This window comes from Zobellella iuensis (genome assembly GCF_016746085.1).
GTDB lineage: Bacteria > Pseudomonadota > Gammaproteobacteria > Enterobacterales > Aeromonadaceae > Oceanimonas > Oceanimonas iuensis.
In genome coordinates, this window is sequence record NZ_JAERTZ010000014.1 from 64,431 (window position 1) to 79,205 (window position 14,775).

Annotated in this window: 16 protein-coding genes; 3 read left to right on the forward strand and 13 right to left on the reverse strand. The window is 62.6% G+C overall.

Translation table 11 applies throughout. The annotated features are described in order from the left end of the window. Position 1 precedes the first annotated feature (1 nt). The 8 genes from era to rpoE form a co-directional block, all read right to left on the reverse strand. A complete protein-coding gene (gene era / locus JKV55_RS06010) occupies positions 2-907 on the reverse strand; it encodes a GTPase Era (RefSeq protein ID WP_202083217.1) in 906 nt (301 codons plus the stop codon). Beyond that, the gene (rnc, locus tag JKV55_RS06015; protein ID WP_255511242.1) at positions 904-1,572 is read right to left on the reverse strand and encodes a ribonuclease III; all 669 of its coding nucleotides are present in this window, start codon (positions 1,570-1,572) and stop codon (positions 904-906) included. Before rnc ends, era begins: the two co-directional genes overlap by 4 nt. Continuing rightward, positions 1,572-2,486, reverse strand: a complete 915-nt coding sequence (lepB, locus tag JKV55_RS06020) for a signal peptidase I (RefSeq protein WP_202083220.1) — start codon at positions 2,484-2,486, stop codon at positions 1,572-1,574. Before lepB ends, rnc begins: the two co-directional genes overlap by 1 nt. A 2-nt stretch (positions 2,487-2,488) precedes the next feature. Beyond that, a complete protein-coding gene (gene lepA, locus JKV55_RS06025; protein ID WP_202083222.1) occupies positions 2,489-4,285 on the reverse strand; it encodes a translation elongation factor 4 in 1,797 nt (598 codons plus the stop codon). A 79-nt stretch (positions 4,286-4,364) separates the two neighbouring features. Then, complete coding sequence (locus JKV55_RS06030) at positions 4,365-4,814, reverse strand: SoxR reducing system RseC family protein (RefSeq protein WP_202083224.1); 450 nt, start codon at positions 4,812-4,814, stop codon at positions 4,365-4,367. Continuing rightward, a complete protein-coding gene (locus JKV55_RS06035; RefSeq protein ID WP_202083226.1) occupies positions 4,811-5,782 on the reverse strand; it encodes a MucB/RseB C-terminal domain-containing protein in 972 nt (323 codons plus the stop codon). Before JKV55_RS06035 ends, JKV55_RS06030 begins: the two co-directional genes overlap by 4 nt. A gap of 18 nt (positions 5,783-5,800) precedes the next feature. Next, complete coding sequence (locus JKV55_RS06040) at positions 5,801-6,352, reverse strand: sigma-E factor negative regulatory protein (protein WP_202083228.1); 552 nt, start codon at positions 6,350-6,352, stop codon at positions 5,801-5,803. Positions 6,353-6,368: 16 nt separating this feature from the next. After that, on the reverse strand, positions 6,369-6,947 hold the full coding sequence (rpoE, locus tag JKV55_RS06045; protein ID WP_202083230.1) for an RNA polymerase sigma factor RpoE: 579 nt from the start codon (positions 6,945-6,947) through the stop codon (positions 6,369-6,371). Between the two features lie 181 nt (positions 6,948-7,128). On the opposite strand from rpoE, the gene nadB reads away from it, so the two are divergent. Next, positions 7,129-8,745 (forward strand): L-aspartate oxidase, encoded by a 1,617-nt coding sequence (gene nadB / locus JKV55_RS06050; RefSeq protein WP_202083232.1) that lies wholly within the window; start codon positions 7,129-7,131, stop codon positions 8,743-8,745. Here the strand turns inward: nadB and JKV55_RS06055 are convergent. Further along, a complete protein-coding gene (locus tag JKV55_RS06055) occupies positions 8,742-9,125 on the reverse strand; it encodes a protein YgfX (protein WP_202083234.1) in 384 nt (127 codons plus the stop codon). The genes nadB and JKV55_RS06055 overlap by 4 nt on opposite strands. Further along, the gene (locus tag JKV55_RS06060; protein WP_202083236.1) at positions 9,094-9,357 is read right to left on the reverse strand and encodes an FAD assembly factor SdhE; all 264 of its coding nucleotides are present in this window, start codon (positions 9,355-9,357) and stop codon (positions 9,094-9,096) included. Before JKV55_RS06060 ends, JKV55_RS06055 begins: the two co-directional genes overlap by 32 nt. Positions 9,358-9,476: 119 nt before the next feature. Between JKV55_RS06060 and ygfZ the strand changes: the two genes are divergently transcribed. Next, positions 9,477-10,379 (forward strand): CAF17-like 4Fe-4S cluster assembly/insertion protein YgfZ, encoded by a 903-nt coding sequence (gene ygfZ / locus JKV55_RS06065; RefSeq protein ID WP_202083238.1) that lies wholly within the window; start codon positions 9,477-9,479, stop codon positions 10,377-10,379. On the opposite strand, the gene JKV55_RS06070 is transcribed toward ygfZ, so the two are convergent. After that, positions 10,361-11,251, reverse strand: a complete 891-nt coding sequence (locus JKV55_RS06070; RefSeq protein WP_202083240.1) for a LysR family transcriptional regulator — start codon at positions 11,249-11,251, stop codon at positions 10,361-10,363. The two genes, ygfZ and JKV55_RS06070, sit on opposite strands and share 19 nt — an antisense overlap. An 89-nt stretch (positions 11,252-11,340) precedes the next feature. On the opposite strand from JKV55_RS06070, the gene JKV55_RS06075 reads away from it, so the two are divergent. Further along, positions 11,341-11,778 carry a PACE efflux transporter gene (locus tag JKV55_RS06075; RefSeq protein ID WP_202083242.1) on the forward strand — a complete coding sequence of 146 codons (438 nt, stop codon included), beginning with the start codon at positions 11,341-11,343 and terminating at the stop codon, positions 11,776-11,778. A 33-nt stretch (positions 11,779-11,811) separates the two neighbouring features. Here JKV55_RS06075 and JKV55_RS06080 read toward each other — a convergent pair whose 3' ends face one another. Both JKV55_RS06080 and JKV55_RS06085 read right to left on the reverse strand, forming a co-directional pair. Further along, positions 11,812-13,089: a dicarboxylate/amino acid:cation symporter gene (locus JKV55_RS06080; RefSeq protein WP_202083244.1), complete on the reverse strand. Its 1,278-nt coding sequence runs from the start codon at positions 13,087-13,089 to the stop codon at positions 11,812-11,814. Between the two features lie 357 nt (positions 13,090-13,446). After that, complete coding sequence (locus JKV55_RS06085; RefSeq protein ID WP_202083246.1) at positions 13,447-14,775, reverse strand: amidohydrolase; 1,329 nt, start codon at positions 14,773-14,775, stop codon at positions 13,447-13,449.

Genomic DNA, 14,775 nt, shown 5'->3' on the forward strand with positions numbered 1-14,775 from the left:
GTCAGTCGTCGCCATACCCTAGGCTGCGCAGGGCTCGCTCATCATCGGCCCAGCCCGACTTGACCTTGACCCACAATTCGAGAAACACCTTCTGTTCGAGCAGCCGCTCCAGATCCAGCCGCGCCTCGGTGCCGATCACCTTGAGCTTTTCGCCCTTGTTGCCGATCACCATCTTTTTCTGGCCGCTGCGTTCCACCAGGATCAGGCCGTTGATATGGATGACCCCCTGCTCGTTGACCTGATAGCGCTCGATCTCCACCGTCACCGAATAGGGCAGCTCTTCGCCCATAAAGCGCATCAGCTTTTCACGGATGATTTCCGCCGCCATGAAGCGGGAGGAACGGTCGGTGATGTAGTCTTCCGGGAAATAGTGCAGCGACGGCTTGAGCCGCGAACGGGCCAGCTTGGCAATGGTGTCCACATTGGTGCCTTTTTCCGCGGAAATGGGCACGATATCGGCAAAATTCATCTGCTGGGACAGCCACTGGATATGAGGCAGCAGCTCGTCCTTGCTCTGGACGTTGTCGATCTTGTTGATCGCCAGCACCACCGGGCAATGGATGTGGCGCAACTTGTTCAGCACCATGTCGTCATCGGCGGTCCACTTGGTGCCTTCCACCACGAACACCACCATCTCCACATCACCCAGCGAGCTGGTAGCCGCCCGGTTCATCAGCCGGTTGATGGCCCGCTTCTCCTCGATATGCAGCCCGGGGGTATCCACATAGATGGCCTGATAGGCCCCCTCGGTGTCAATGCCCATGATGCGGTGGCGGGTGGTCTGCGGCTTGCGCGAGGTGATGCTCACCTTCTGCCCCAGCAGCTGGTTCAGCAGGGTGGACTTGCCCACGTTGGGGCGGCCCACGATGGCGATAAAGCCGCAGTAAGTTTGTTCTTGATCTGTCATAGCAAGGTATCCAGGGCATGTTCGGCGGCAGATTGCTCGGCCTTGCGGCGACTGGTACCTATACCAATCACCGGATCGGGCAAGCCGTCTACCAGACAGTGCACGGTAAATTTCTGATTATGGGCCTCTCCGATCACGTCCACCACTGTGTAGGTGGGCAAGGGCTTGCGTTTGGCCTGAAGCAGTTCCTGCAGCCGGGTCTTGGGATCTTTCTGTTCCACGCCGGGCTGGATATCGTTGAGCCGCTCGTCATACCAGGACAGCAGCAGCTCGCGCACCCGCTCGATATCGGTATCCAGGTAGACGGCACCAATCAGGGCTTCCACCGCGTCCGCCAGGATAGACTCGCGCCGGTAACCGCCACTTTTCAGTTCCCCCGGGCCCAGGATCAGGTATTCCCCCAGCTCGAACTCCCGCGCCAGTTCGGCCAGGGTCTTTTCCCGTACCAGGGTCGCGCGCATGCGCGACATGTCCCCTTCGTTCACCTTGGGAAAGCGGTGAAACAACGCATCGGCCACCACCATGCTGAGGATGGAGTCCCCCAGGAATTCCAGCCGCTCGTTGTGGCGGGAACCGGCGCTGCGGTGGGTCAGGGCCCGCACCAGCAGGGTTTCGTCGTTGAAGCTATGGCCCAGTTTTTTTTGCAGAAGATTCAGTTTTTTCATCAATGAATGGCGCCTATGCGGCTGAAGCGCACGTCACTCGGTACCCAGGAAGGCAACCAGCTGTCGGCGTTACGTTCGAACTCAAAGCTTATCCAGATGGCAACCGCCCGTCCCACCAGGTTCTGCTCGGGCACAAAGCCCCAGAACCGGCTGTCGGTGCTGTTGTCCCTGTTGTCACCCACCGCGAAGTAATGGCCTTCCGGCACCACCCACTCGTCCCGGGCCGTACCCGGCTGGCGGTAATACATGGACACCCGATCCGGCAATAACGGATTGCGCAGTATGTCATGGGGGCGTTCGGTCAGGTGCTCACGGTAGCGCTCGAGCGGTATGCCCATCTGGGTAAATTCGCCGCTGTGCTCGAATTCAAGGGGCACAGGCGCAAAATCGGGGCACTCGCCCCCGTCGCAGGCGGGCTTGAGGTAGAGCTGTTTGTCCCGATAGACGAGCCGGTCCCCCGGCAACCCGACGATGCGCTTGATATAATCGATACGGGTATCTTCCGGGTACTTGAACACCGCCACATCACCGCGCCTGGGCTCGCCGGTGGGGATAATCTTGGTATTGCTGACCGGCTCCTTCAGGCCGTAGGCGAACTTCTCCACCAGGATGAAGTCGCCGACCAGCAGGGTGGGCATCATGGATCCGGACGGGATCTGGAAGGGCTCGTAGATAAAGGAGCGCAGCACCAGCACCGCACCGATCACCGGGAAGATGGACTTGGCCTGCTCGATCCAGCCCGGCGCCGTGGCGGCCTTGGCCAGGGCGGACTTGTCCACCTTGTTACCATATACCTGCTGGGCATCGGCAATTTTGCGGGCCCGCTGGGGGGCCCAGATCCATTTGTCACAGGCCCAGATGATACCGGTGACCAAGGTCACCAGCACCAGGATCAGGGCAAAGGTACTCGCCATGGTTACTTGTCCTTACCTACGTGCAATATGGCCAGGAAGGCGTCCTGGGGGATATCGACCCGGCCCAGCGACTTCATCCGCTTCTTGCCTTCCTTCTGTTTGGCCAGCAGTTTTTTCTTGCGGCTGACATCACCGCCGTAGCACTTGGCGGTCACGTCCTTGCGCAGGGCCTTCACCGTGCTGCGGGCGATGATATGGTTGCCGATGGCCGCCTGAATGGCGATGTCGAACATCTGCCGCGGGATCAGCTCGCGCATCTTCTCCACCAGTTGGCGACCCCGGTACTGGGCGTTGTCCTTGTGGGTCACGATCGCCAGGGCGTCGACCCGATCGCCGTTGATCATGATATCCAGGCGCACCATGTCCGCCGCCTCGAACCGCTTGAAGCCGTAATCCAGCGAGGCATAGCCGCGGCTGCAGGACTTGAGCCGGTCGAAGAAATCGAGCACCACTTCCGCCATGGGGATGTCGTAGCTGAGCGCCACCTGGTTGCCGTGGTAGACCATGTTGGTCTGCATGCCGCGCTTCTCGATGCACAGGGTAATGACGTTGCCCAGATATTCCTGGGGCACCAGAATATTGCACTCGGCGATGGGCTCGCGGATCTCCTCGATGTGGTTCACCGCCGGCAGCTGCGAGGGGCTGTCGATGTAGACGGTCTCGCCGTCGGTCTTGACCACCTCGTACACCACGGTCGGCGCCGTGGTGATAAGATCCAGATCGTATTCCCGCTCCAGCCGCTCCTGGATGATTTCCATGTGCAGCATGCCGAGGAAGCCGCAGCGGAAACCGAAGCCGAGGGCATTGGAGGTTTCCGGTTCATAGAACAGGGAGGCGTCGTTCAGCGACAGTTTGTCCAGGGCGTCACGGAAGGCCTCGTAATCGTCGCTGGAGATAGGGAACAGGCCCGCGTACACCTGGGGCTTGACCTTCTTGAAGCCGGGCAGAGGGCTGTCGGCCCCATGTTTGGCATGGGTCAGGGTATCCCCCACCGGCGCGCCGTGGATTTCCTTGATGCCGCACACCACCCAGCCCACTTCGCCGCAATTGAGGCCATCGGTATCTTTCTGTTTGGGGGTGAAGATGCCGATGCGATCCACGCCCCATACCTGGCCGGTGCTCATCACCCTGATTTTGTCATTCTTTCTCAGGTTGCCGTGCTTGATCCGCACCAGCGAAACCACCCCCAGGTAGGAGTCGAACCAGGAGTCGATGATCAGCGCCTGCAACGGCCCTTCGGGATTGCCTTCCGGCGCCGGGATCTTGTGCACTATGGTTTCCAGCACGTCGTCCACGCCCAGGCCGGTCTTGGCTGAGCAGCGCACCGCATCGATGGCGTCGATGCCGACGATGTCCTCGATTTCCTGGGCCACCCGCTCCGGCTCGGCCTGGGGCAAATCGATCTTGTTCAGCACCGGCACCACTTCCAGATCCATGTCCAGGGCCGTATAGCAGTTGGCCAGAGTCTGTGCCTCAACGCCCTGACCCGCGTCCACCACCAGCAGCGCACCTTCACAGGCGGCGAGGGAACGGGAGACTTCATAGGAAAAATCCACGTGCCCGGGGGTATCGATAAAGTTCAGCTGGTATTGGATGCCGTCATTGGCCTGGTAGTTCAGGGTCACACTCTGAGCCTTGATGGTAATGCCGCGCTCCCGCTCCAGATCCATGGAGTCGAGCACCTGTTCCTGCATTTCCCGATCCGACAAACCGCCGCACACCTGGATCAGGCGATCGGACAGGGTGGACTTGCCGTGGTCTATGTGAGCGATGACGGAGAAATTACGAATATGCTTCATGATGCAATAAGGAGTCCGTAGTCTGAAAGCGAGAGTCAAAGGCGAGATTCTACTGGATTCGCGCTACCGTGGCCAATCCTTAGTCGATCTTGACGACCGGGAGCAGGGCCCCGATAAGCACCGGCTCGCTCAGCGCTCTGCCCCCACGGCGGGATAAACGGGAAGCCAGGATAAAGCCGGCGCTGCCGCCAACGGCGGCCCCCGCCAGGGCACCGCCGTCCCCCAGGCCCAGCACCAGGCTGGCCAGCAGGGCGCCGCCCAGCAGCAGCAGCAGCGGCAACAGATAGACCAGCAGGGCACTGGTGATCAGATTGTGCTCGGGAATGCCGATGCGCACCTGTTCGCCCACCTTGAGCGGCAGGCCGGTGGCGATAAAAAAACGATGCTCGCGCCCGGGCAGGGCCTTGGCCACCAGGCCGGTACCGCAGTGGCTGCTCTGCCGGCACTGACCGCAGGCCGATTTGCCGAAACAGGCGACCTCGACGCCACCCTCGCCTACCGCCACGACCGTCGCCACCTCTTCGATCATGGATTGACGGCCTTGGGCTGGATCGACTCGGCGATACGGCGGGCGGTATCCGCCGGGATATCCCCCACCACGGTCACCTCAACCCGTGCCGGGTTGACCAGGCTGACCAGGTGGGTGGCACCCTGACGCACCAGCTGTTGCTGCGGTTCGGCGCCAATCCCGGCCTGAGCCACATAGACGGAAACATCCACCACGCCATTGGATGCCATCAGATAGTCCACCGGCTGCTCGGTGACCGGCAACTTGTGCTTGTCCTGGGATCTCACCTCAAAGCCCTGCGGCAGCCACCCGGCCTGCCAGGGCAACGGCTGCTGAGGCGCCGGGTACACCTCGGCCGGGGACATGGCCGGCGGCAGGCTGGCCGCTTTCAGCTCACGCAGAAAGGCGGCAGGTTCCTCGCTGATATGCAGGGCCACCCCCATGCTCTGCTCCACCAGCCCGGCGTCTTTGTCCAGGGTGTCCAGCTTGAGCAGCAGACCGGATTCCTGATCCAGCCAGAGCACGTAGCCGTAATAATGATCCGCCCTGGGCACCAGCCGCACCACCTGAGCCACCCGCCCCAGCACCCGGCTGCGCCCGGCAATGACCGCATCATAGTGCTTCAGAACAGGCTCCAGCGACATCAGCTGCAGGCGATTGAACAAACCGGGCAGACGCGAATGCTTGAGGGTATAACCATCGTGGCTGGCATCGAAAAAACTGATCTCGTCGTCCCGCTGCACATATTCCCGCGGCCGGCCGTTGAGGTGGGTAAGATGGGTCAGCACCTGGCCGTCGAAATGGCCGCGGGTGAGCCGTTTGGGCTCGAGCTGCCCCTGGCTGGACTCAACCAGAGTCAACTCGAAATTGAGCTGGCGATAGGCCTGCTGCATTTGCTGCAGCAGGGTTTCGGCCGGCCCTGCCTCTGCCATGACCGAAGCGGAGAAAGTCCAGGCCAGCGCGAGGACAAGGGTACGCAGTCCGCTCATGATCAAATCGGGTTACCCTCAGTTCTGGCGCAGCCGCTGCTGCAATTCATGATCCATCAACAGCGCATGGATTTTACGCTGCTGCTCCAGCAGGGCCTGCTCATTCAGCACCTCGCGGGAGTCCGCCTGATAGTTGAGGCTGACCGGGGCTGCGCCACCACTCAGGGGCACGGTATTGAGCACCGGCGCCTGGGGATCATTCTGGCTGTATTGCTGTACCCCGAAAATCACGGCCGCCGACACCGAGGCCGCTACCGCAAACTGGCCGAGCTGGCGCGCCAAGGGGGCCACCCGTCCGAACAGGGGCCGCAGCACCTTGGCCTGGCGCCGCTCACCCGTGTCCGGTGCTGGGGTCGCCAGAATGGCGGCTTCCTGCTCCAGCGCCGCCGCTATCCGGTCACTTAAGTCGAGCTGAAGGTAGTTCGGCAACTCGTTACGCATGACGTCGCCGTAAAGATGATAGCGGCCAAATGTCTCTGCCAGCTCGCTGTCGCGGCCAAGCCGTTCCAACAGCACCTTGTCCTGGATTTCTCCGTCCACCAGTGCCGAGATATGCTCTTTATTTGCCATAACATTTATTCCCCGTTCAACCCTGAAGTAAAGGCTGGACCCGCTTGTCAATTGCCTCCCGTGCCCGGAAAATCCGGGAACGAACCGTCCCGACCGGACAGTCCATCACGCTGGCAATTTCTTCATAGCTCATCCCTTCCAGCTCTCGCAAGGTAATCGCCGTTTTAAGATCCTCCGGAAGCGCATCAATGGTCTCAAATACCGCCCGCTTGATCTCGTCCGACAACATGAGGTTTTCCGGTGACGACAGCTCTTTCAGCGCCTCGCCACCCTCGTAATATTCCGCGTCTTCAATTTCAACATCGGAGCCCGGAGGCCGCCGCCGCTGGGAAACCAGATAATTTTTGGCGGTATTCACCGCAATCCGGTACAACCAGGTAAAAAACGCACTTTCGCCCCTGAAGCCGGGCAGGGCCCGGTAGGCCTTGATAAAGGCCTCCTGGGTTACATCTGGTACGTCTCCATGGTTGGACACGTATCGGGACACCAGGTTCGCCACTTTATGTTGATATTTTCTTACCAGCAGGTTGTACGCATTCTTATCGCCGCGCTGGACCCGTTCAACCAGCTGCTGGTCCGTTAAATGATCGCTCATGCGAGCCGCGTAACCTCCGATTATTCCAGTGCTGTGCCACCGGCCCGTGATAGCGCACCTTTAGTAGACTCCGGGTGCGGGAAAAAGTTCTGAACTCATTTGAGATAGATGATTCCGGCTGCGCCTGTGCTCAGCTTGGGATAACATAGAAATATTATCCATACCGGGCCAATGATACTTTATGAAGGATCCTGTTGAATACCTCTGCGACGTACTCATCATTGGCAGCGGTGCCGCCGGCCTGTCGCTGGCGCTGAAGCTGGCCGACCATGCCAGGGTTCATGTGCTGAGTAAAGGCCCGCTGGCCGAAGGGGCGACCCTCTACGCCCAGGGCGGCATCGCAGCCGTGTTCGATGAAACCGACAGCATCGAATCCCACGTGGCCGACACTCTGATCGCCGGCGCCGGCCTGTGCGATGAACAAGTGGTGGAATTTACCGCCAGCCAGGCCCCCGGCGCCATCCAATGGCTGATCGGCCAGGGCGTGCCCTTCGATACCGAAGAGTCGGCCGAGGGTGAGCCTTCCTACCACCTCACCCGGGAAGGCGGCCACAGCCACAGGCGCATCTTCCACGCCGCCGACGCCACCGGCCGGGCGGTACAGATGACGCTCACCGAACAGGTGCAGCAGCATCCCAACATCCATATCCTGGAGCGGGTCAACGCCCTCGACCTGATCACCACCGCCAAGCTGGGCCTGCCCGGCAACCGGGTGCTCGGCGCCTATGTGTGGAACCGCAACAAGGAACGGGTGGAAACGGTGCGCGCCAAGTTCATCGCCATGGCCACCGGCGGTGCCTCCAAGGTCTACCAGTATACCTCCAACCCGGACGTCAGTTCCGGCGACGGCATCGCCATGGCCTGGCGCGCCGGCTGCCGGGTGGCCAACATGGAGTTCAACCAGTTCCACCCCACCAGCCTCTATCATCCGGCCGATAACAACTTCCTGCTGAGCGAGGCCCTGCGCGGCGAGGGCGCCCTGCTCAAGCGCCCCGACGGCAGCCGTTTCATGCCCGACTACGACGAACGGGCCGAACTGGCGCCGCGCGATATCGTGGCCCGCGCCATCGATCATGAAATGAAACGCCTGGGCGCCGAATGCATGTACCTGGACATCAGCCACCAGCCGGCCGACTTTGTCGTCAAGCACTTCCCCACCATCCATGAACGTTGCCTCAAGGTAGGCATCGACATCACCAGGGAAGCGATGCCGGTGGTGCCCGCCGCCCACTATACCTGCGGCGGCGTCATGGTCGACATGCAGGGCCGTACCGATATCGAAGGCCTCTACGCCATCGGCGAGGTGTCCTACACCGGCCTGCACGGCGCCAACCGCATGGCCTCCAACTCCCTGCTGGAATGCATCGTGTTCGCCCGCGCCGCAGGCTCGGATATGCTGGCCAAGCTGGCGGACACCCCGGAGCCGCCCATGCTGCCCCTGTGGGACGAGAGCAAGGTGACCAACTCGGATGAAGAAGTGGTGATCCACCACAACTGGCATGAGCTCAGGCTGTTTATGTGGGATTACGTGGGCATAGTGCGTTCCGATAAGCGGCTGGAACGGGCCAAGCGGCGCATCGACTTGCTCAAGCAGGAGATCCAGGAGTATTACGCCAACTTCCGGGTCAGCAACAACCTGCTGGAGCTGCGCAACCTGGTGCAGGTGGCGGAGCTTATCGTGCTGTCGGCCATGGAGCGCAAGGAATCCCGCGGCCTGCACTTCACCCTGGACTACCCGGAGCAATTGGCGGCCCCCCAGCCCACCGTACTGACGCCGGACAACTACCTGGCCGGCTAAGCGCCGGTCAGCACCTGCCGGGACAGGCGCCGGAACACCTTCTCCGGCACCGCGTCCTGGAACAGCCAGAACGGCGGCCAGGGGTCGCCTTCCAGCACCAGCAGCAAAAAGCCGGGCCCGGCCCGGCTGTGGCGGGACAACACCCCACTGCGCCCGTTGAGGCTGAGCACCCCCTGGTTGAATTCCCCTTCCAGCCGGTATTCCGCCCCCTTGCGCCCCAGCCACCACAGCGCCAGCAGCCAGCCGGGCAGGAACCAGGCCAGCCTGTCCGCCTCCAGCCAGAGCGAAGCGGGCAGCCAGAGCATGCTTGCCGCCGCCATCAGGTAGCAGCGATGCAGCAGCGACGGCTCAGCGCTGATTGCGAACCTGGTTGCGCTCAAGGATATAGCCCACCATGTCCTGCAATTCGGCGTCTTGCGAGCGGTCGTGGCCCATGAACCAGGCGAACAGATCCGGGTCATCGCACTCCAGCAAACGCCGGAACACCGCCTTGCGGGCCTCGTCCAGGGCGTCGTACTCGTGCTCGACAAAGGGGGCCAGGATCACATCCAGCTCCAGCATGCCGCGGCGGCAAGCCCAGATCAGGCGGGGTTTATCAGAGGTATTGAGCATCTTCGCTTCCAAAAAATAAAACAAAGCCCATGTTATAAGGTCGAATGAGTACTGACAAATATGTTGGCCATCTTTACCATGAGGGTCACACTTCTTTATAGACAACAGAGGATGTACCCGTGTTGACTATCGCTTCTTCTCCCGTACTTTATCCCCTCAGCGACAGGGCCGTGCTCAGCCTGGCCGGCGACGACAGAACCAAATACCTGCAGGGCCAGGTCACCTGCGACGTGGCCGCCCTCGAGGCCGGCGACGCCTGTCCCGGCGGCCACTGCGATGCCAAGGGCAAGCTGTGGGCGCCCTTCTGGCTGGCCAACCTGGGTGAGCAGTTGCTGCTGGTGCTGAACCATTCCCTGCTCGAGCGCCAGTTGCCCGAACTGAAAAAGTTCGCGGTGTTTTCCAGGGTCGAGCTCGAAGACGCCAGCGACCGCTGGCAGCTGTTCGGCCTGGCCGGCGAAGGCCTGTCCCACTGGCTCAATAACCATGTGGGCGACGGCAACCTGTGGCAGGGCGGCATCGTTATCCCGGTGGCGGCCGAACATGCGCTGCTGCTGCTGCCGCTGGACGCCGAGCTGCCCGAACTGCCGAGGGGCAGCGAGCAGGAATGGCAGGGGCTGATGATCCAGGCCGGGCTGCCCGACATGGGCGCCGAACACCAGGGCGAATATATCCCGCAGATGCTCAACCTGCAGGCCCTCGGCGGCATCAGCTTCACCAAGGGCTGCTACATGGGCCAGGAAACCGTGGCCCGGGCCAAGTACCGGGGCGCCAACAAGAAGGCCATGTTCGTGCTGGCCGGCAAGGCATCCGACCCCATTGCCGTCAACCAGGATCTGGAACTGCAACTGGGCGACAACTGGCGCCGGGCCGGCACCGTACTGAGCCACTGGCAACAGGGCGAAGACTGCCTGCTGACCGCCGTGCTCAACAAGGATCTGGAGGCGGACGCCGTGCTCCGGCTCAAAGATCAGCCCGACAGCCGGCTGCATCTGCAGCCCCTGCCCTACGATCTGGTGGACTGAGCGCCGCTGATGGCCGCGTTCTTCAGCCAGGACGCGGCCTTGCCCAGAGGCCGCTGCTTGTGCCAAATCAGCTCCAGCGCCACCTGCCAGTCGGTCTCGTCGAACGCCAGCCGGGGGGAGACCAGCAGCCCCTCGCCCAGGGCCCGGGCCACGATGTGTTCGGGCACATAGGCCCAGCCCAGGTTGCGCTGCACCAGCTCGACGATGACCCAGTGACTTTCCACCCACCACACCTCGGACGCCACCCGCAACCGCACCTTTTCTTCGCTGTCGTTGCGGGTCGCCACCATCAGCTGGCGGTGGCGCTTGAGCTCCTCCCAGTCCACCCGCTGGCCGGCCAGGGCATGGCCGGGGGCACAGACGATCTTCATCGGCACCCAGCCGAGGGCATGGAAGTTGAGGGAGGAAGGCAGGATTTCCTGGCGCCACATGATGCCCAGATCGACCCGTTCCTCCAGCACCATGCGACTGACGTCCTCCATCAGCGGAAACAGCAGCTCCAGCTCGACGCTGGGAAAGCGGCGGGCGAACTCATCCATCAGCCGCCCCAGTTGGTCGGAAGGGTAGAGTTCGTCCACCGCCAGCACCAGCCGGCTTTCCACCCCTTCCCCCAGGCTCTTGGCCAGGCCGCGAAAGTGTTCGCAACGCTCCAGGATCACCCGCGCCTCCGCCAGTAGCCGCTCCCCGGCCGGGGTCAGCCGGGGATAGCGGCCCTCGCGGCTGAACAGCGGGTTGTCGAGATCGATCTCCAGGTTGGCCACCGCCGTGCTCACCACCGACTGGGCCTTGCCCAGGCGGCGGGCGGCGGCGGAGAAGGAGCCGGTTTCTACCGTGGCCACGAAAGCCTGCAATTGTTCCAGGGAAAAACTCATCTATCTGTCAATCCGATACTAGCTAACTTTTACCCTCGATATTAGCAGATAGAATCGCCATCAAAGCATATCACTACGGAGGAGATATCATGCGCACCACCAAAGACCGTATTCGCCATACCCTGGGATTTGAAATCGTCGGCCTGCTGATTTTCGCCCCCCTGGCCAGCCTGCTGTTCAACCACAACTTGCTCGACATGGGATTGATGGCGCTGGTCGGCTCCCTCATCGCCACGGTCTGGAACTATCTTTACAACCTGCTGTTCGACCATGCCCTGCTCAGGCTGAGGGGAGATGTGCGCAAGACCACGCCGATCCGGATAGCTCATGCCCTGCTGTTCGAAGGCGGCCTGCTGCTGCTGTTCCTGCCGATGATCGCCTGGCACCTGGGCATCACCCTGTGGGAAGCCTTCCTCATGGATATCGCCATGGCCACTTTCTACCTGGTGTATGCCTATCTCTACAACCTGGCCTACGACAGGGTATTTCCCCTGCCTTTCGCTCCGCAAGGGCAGGCCCAGGGATAAAAAAAACCGCCGGCCGGCGGTTTTTTTTCCTGCTTAGGATTTTTCCTCTATGGTCGACAGCCCGGCCGCCTCTTCCAGGCGGTCCGGGTTGCCTTCCATCCTGGCCACTATGGTGTTGACCGCGGTGTCGCCCACCACGTTGGAAGCGGTACAGAACATGTCGTTGATGCGGTCCACCGCCATGATGATGGCCATGGCCTCGATCGGCAGCCCCATCTGGTGCAGCAGCACCCCGGCCATCACCACGGCACCGCCGGGCACACCGCCCACGCCCACGGACATCAGCAGTACGGTCACGCCCACGGTCAGCAGATCGCCGGCGGGGATGGGGGTGCCGGAAATATTGGCGGCGAAGATGGCCGCCAGGGTGATGTAGATGGCGGAGCCGGACATGTTGATGGTGGCGCCGAGCGGCACCCCAAAACCGGCGATGGCCCGGGATACCCCCAGCTTCTCGGTCAGGGTGCGCATGGTCACCGGTATGGTGGCGTTGGAGCTGGCGGTGGACAGGGAGAACAGCAGTTGCTCCCGGGTGGCCTTGCGGAACGCGCCGGGCCGGATACCGGTGCTCAGCCATACCGCCAGCGGATAGGCCACCAGTATCCAGAAACCGAGCACCAGCACCACCAGGGCCACGTAGCCGGCCACCGACATCAGGGTGTCCGCCTCCAGGGTGGCGCCCAGGCTTATCATCAGCGCGAACACGCCGTAGGGAGCCAGGACCATCACCAGGCCCACCAGCTTCATCATCACCTCGTTGGCCATGCGGAAGGCGCGGGCCGCAGGCGCCGCCGTGGCCCCCAGTCCCTGGATGGCCAGGCCGGTAAGAATGGCCATAAAGATGATCTGCAGCATGTCGCCGGAGGCGAAGGCCTGCACCGGGTTGCTGGGCACTATGCCCACCAGCATGGCGCCGATATTGGGCGTTTCGGTGGTGGCCAGCTCGACGGCGTCGGAGGCACCATGGGGCAGGCTGGCGCCCAGGCCGGGCTGGAAGATCACCCCGACCAGGATGGCGGCGGCGATGGACAGGACGGTGTTGACGATATAAAGCCCGAAGGTCTTGCTGCCCAGGCGGCCGAAACTGTTGATGTCGCGCAGCTCGCAGATGCCGGTGACGATGGAGATATAGACCAGGGGCACCACCATCAGCTTGATCAGCGACACGAACATGCCGCCCACCCCCTCGGCCAGGCCGACCACCCCGTCATTCAGGAAGGCGACGCCGGTAAAGAGATACTGAATCATGCTGCCGATGAGCAGACCGGCGAACAGGCCGGTGAAGATGCGGGCAGAGAGAGAACCTTTCATATGTATTCCTCAGCAAGACCTGAACAGATTATCTGTTATTAGTTATTTTTATAGATAAGTTGACCAGCCAGTTGGCAAGTCGGCGGGATTTTACATTTAAAAAACAGCTCGGCAACCCTGGCGTCCGGGCGGGCGGCGGTTGCGTGACCGCACTCACAGCATTTGATCATTTACAAAAAAGTTTAATACCCGGATGGAACCCATCAAAATGCCGGCGATCGGCCGGCGCAGCAGTGCACTTTATCCTCCCTAACGCCCCGGTGCCGCCTGCCGGCACCACATCAGGCGACATCGGAGGCTGAAAGAGGCAGCAGGGATTGCCTCTTTTCTCGGTTGCAGCAGACAATCACCATCTGATTAGACTTTAAACTGGCCGGGGTCCCAGGAAGCCAGCATCTGCCGGGCCAGGTGAAAATAGAAGCTGCTGCCCCAGGCCAGCAGGGGATCGGGAATGTCGAAACGGCTGTTGTGGTGCCCGCCCACCACCGGGCAGCCGAATAGCAGGTGGCAGGCCTGGCCACCGCCCTCGTTCACCGCCCGGGTCATAAAGGTGGCGTCCTCGCTGGCCGGCACCTGGTAGCTGTCCTGAATATCCCCGGCCCCGAGGCCGAAGGCCAGCGCCTGTTCCTTGATCCAGGCCGCCAGCGCCGGGTGGTTGGGATGGCTCTCGAAGCGGGTGAGCGGGGTTATCTCTACCGTCACCTCCTGCATCGCCGCCGCCCCCTCGATCACCTGCCGGGCCCGCTGTGCCATGTAGTCGCGGATGCCGTTGTCGGCGCCGCGCACCTCGAAGCGCAGCCGCGCCTCGTCGCAGATGATGTTGTTGGGGTTGTCCGCGTGCATGGCACCCACGTTGACTCGCGAGGCGCCCCCGCCGTGGCGGGCGATGCCGTACAGGGCGGTCACCGCCTGGCAGGCGGCCAGCAGGGCGTTGCGGCCGTAGTGGGGGTTGTTGCCCGCGTGGGCGGGCCGGCCGCGGAACACCACCTCGAACACGCTGCCGGCAATCCAGGTGGCGTCGCACACCAGCACCGGCCGGTCGACGATGCCCACATGCACCGAATAGAGCCGGTCCGCCCCCTGCAGCTGGGGCAGGCGGGCAAAGTGCACCCCGCCCCCGGCCACTTCCTCCGCCGGCTGGAACAGCAGGGTGAAGCGCCCCTTCAGCGCCGCCTTGTGCTCGGCCAGCAGCCGGGCCAGGCCCAGGCCGACCGCCATGTGGCCGTCGTGGCCACAGGCGTGCATCCGGCCGTCCACCACGGAGGCGAAGCCGGCCCCGCAGGGCGAGTGGTCGCAGCCACCGCTCTCCTGTACCGGCAGGGCGTCGATATCGAAGCGGAAGGCCTGGTGGGGCCCACCGCCGCAGTCGAGTTCGGCCACCAGGCCGGTGAAGCCGCCCGCCATCTCCGCCAGGTAGGGATCCCCCTCCCCCAGTTCGGCCCGGGCGGCGGCGAAGGCGGCGTCCAGCTGTTCCCGGGGCGGCAGGTTGTGGGGCCTGAGTTCCCCCCACAGCGGCCGTCCCCAGCGGACGCTGAAGCCCATCTGCGCCAGCTCCCGGCACAGCACCGCCGTGGTACGGAACTCGCACCAGGACAGCTCCGGATGGCGATGGAAGTCGTGCCGCCGGGCGCGCACATAGTCGAGCACCGCCAGGCCATGCTCGTCCAGCCGATCGTAATAGGCCAT

Excerpts from the sequence above, each read along its gene's own strand:
- JKV55_RS06075 (WP_202083242.1), top strand. The coding sequence starts at position 11,341 with ATGCGCACCACCAAAGACCGTATTCGCCATACCCTGGGATTTGAAATC.
- JKV55_RS06035 (WP_202083226.1), bottom strand. The coding sequence starts at position 5,782 with ATGAGCGGACTGCGTACCCTTGTCCTCGCGCTGGCCTGGACTTTCTCC.
- lepA (WP_202083222.1), bottom strand. The coding sequence starts at position 4,285 with ATGAAGCATATTCGTAATTTCTCCGTCATCGCTCACATAGACCACGGC.
- era (WP_202083217.1), bottom strand. The coding sequence starts at position 907 with ATGACAGATCAAGAACAAACTTACTGCGGCTTTATCGCCATCGTGGGC.
- JKV55_RS06030 (WP_202083224.1), bottom strand. The coding sequence starts at position 4,814 with ATGATCGAAGAGGTGGCGACGGTCGTGGCGGTAGGCGAGGGTGGCGTC.
- JKV55_RS06080 (WP_202083244.1), bottom strand. The coding sequence starts at position 13,089 with ATGAAAGGTTCTCTCTCTGCCCGCATCTTCACCGGCCTGTTCGCCGGT.
- lepB (WP_202083220.1), bottom strand. The coding sequence starts at position 2,486 with ATGGCGAGTACCTTTGCCCTGATCCTGGTGCTGGTGACCTTGGTCACC.
- JKV55_RS06040 (WP_202083228.1), bottom strand. The coding sequence starts at position 6,352 with ATGGCAAATAAAGAGCATATCTCGGCACTGGTGGACGGAGAAATCCAG.
- JKV55_RS06085 (WP_202083246.1), bottom strand. The coding sequence starts at position 14,775 with ATGGCCTATTACGATCGGCTGGACGAGCATGGCCTGGCGGTGCTCGAC.
- JKV55_RS06070 (WP_202083240.1), bottom strand. The coding sequence starts at position 11,251 with ATGAGTTTTTCCCTGGAACAATTGCAGGCTTTCGTGGCCACGGTAGAA.
- JKV55_RS06060 (WP_202083236.1), bottom strand. The coding sequence starts at position 9,357 with ATGCTCAATACCTCTGATAAACCCCGCCTGATCTGGGCTTGCCGCCGC.
- rpoE (WP_202083230.1), bottom strand. The coding sequence starts at position 6,947 with ATGAGCGATCATTTAACGGACCAGCAGCTGGTTGAACGGGTCCAGCGC.
- rnc (WP_255511242.1), bottom strand. The coding sequence starts at position 1,572 with ATGAAAAAACTGAATCTTCTGCAAAAAAAACTGGGCCATAGCTTCAAC.
- nadB (WP_202083232.1), top strand. The coding sequence starts at position 7,129 with ATGAAGGATCCTGTTGAATACCTCTGCGACGTACTCATCATTGGCAGC.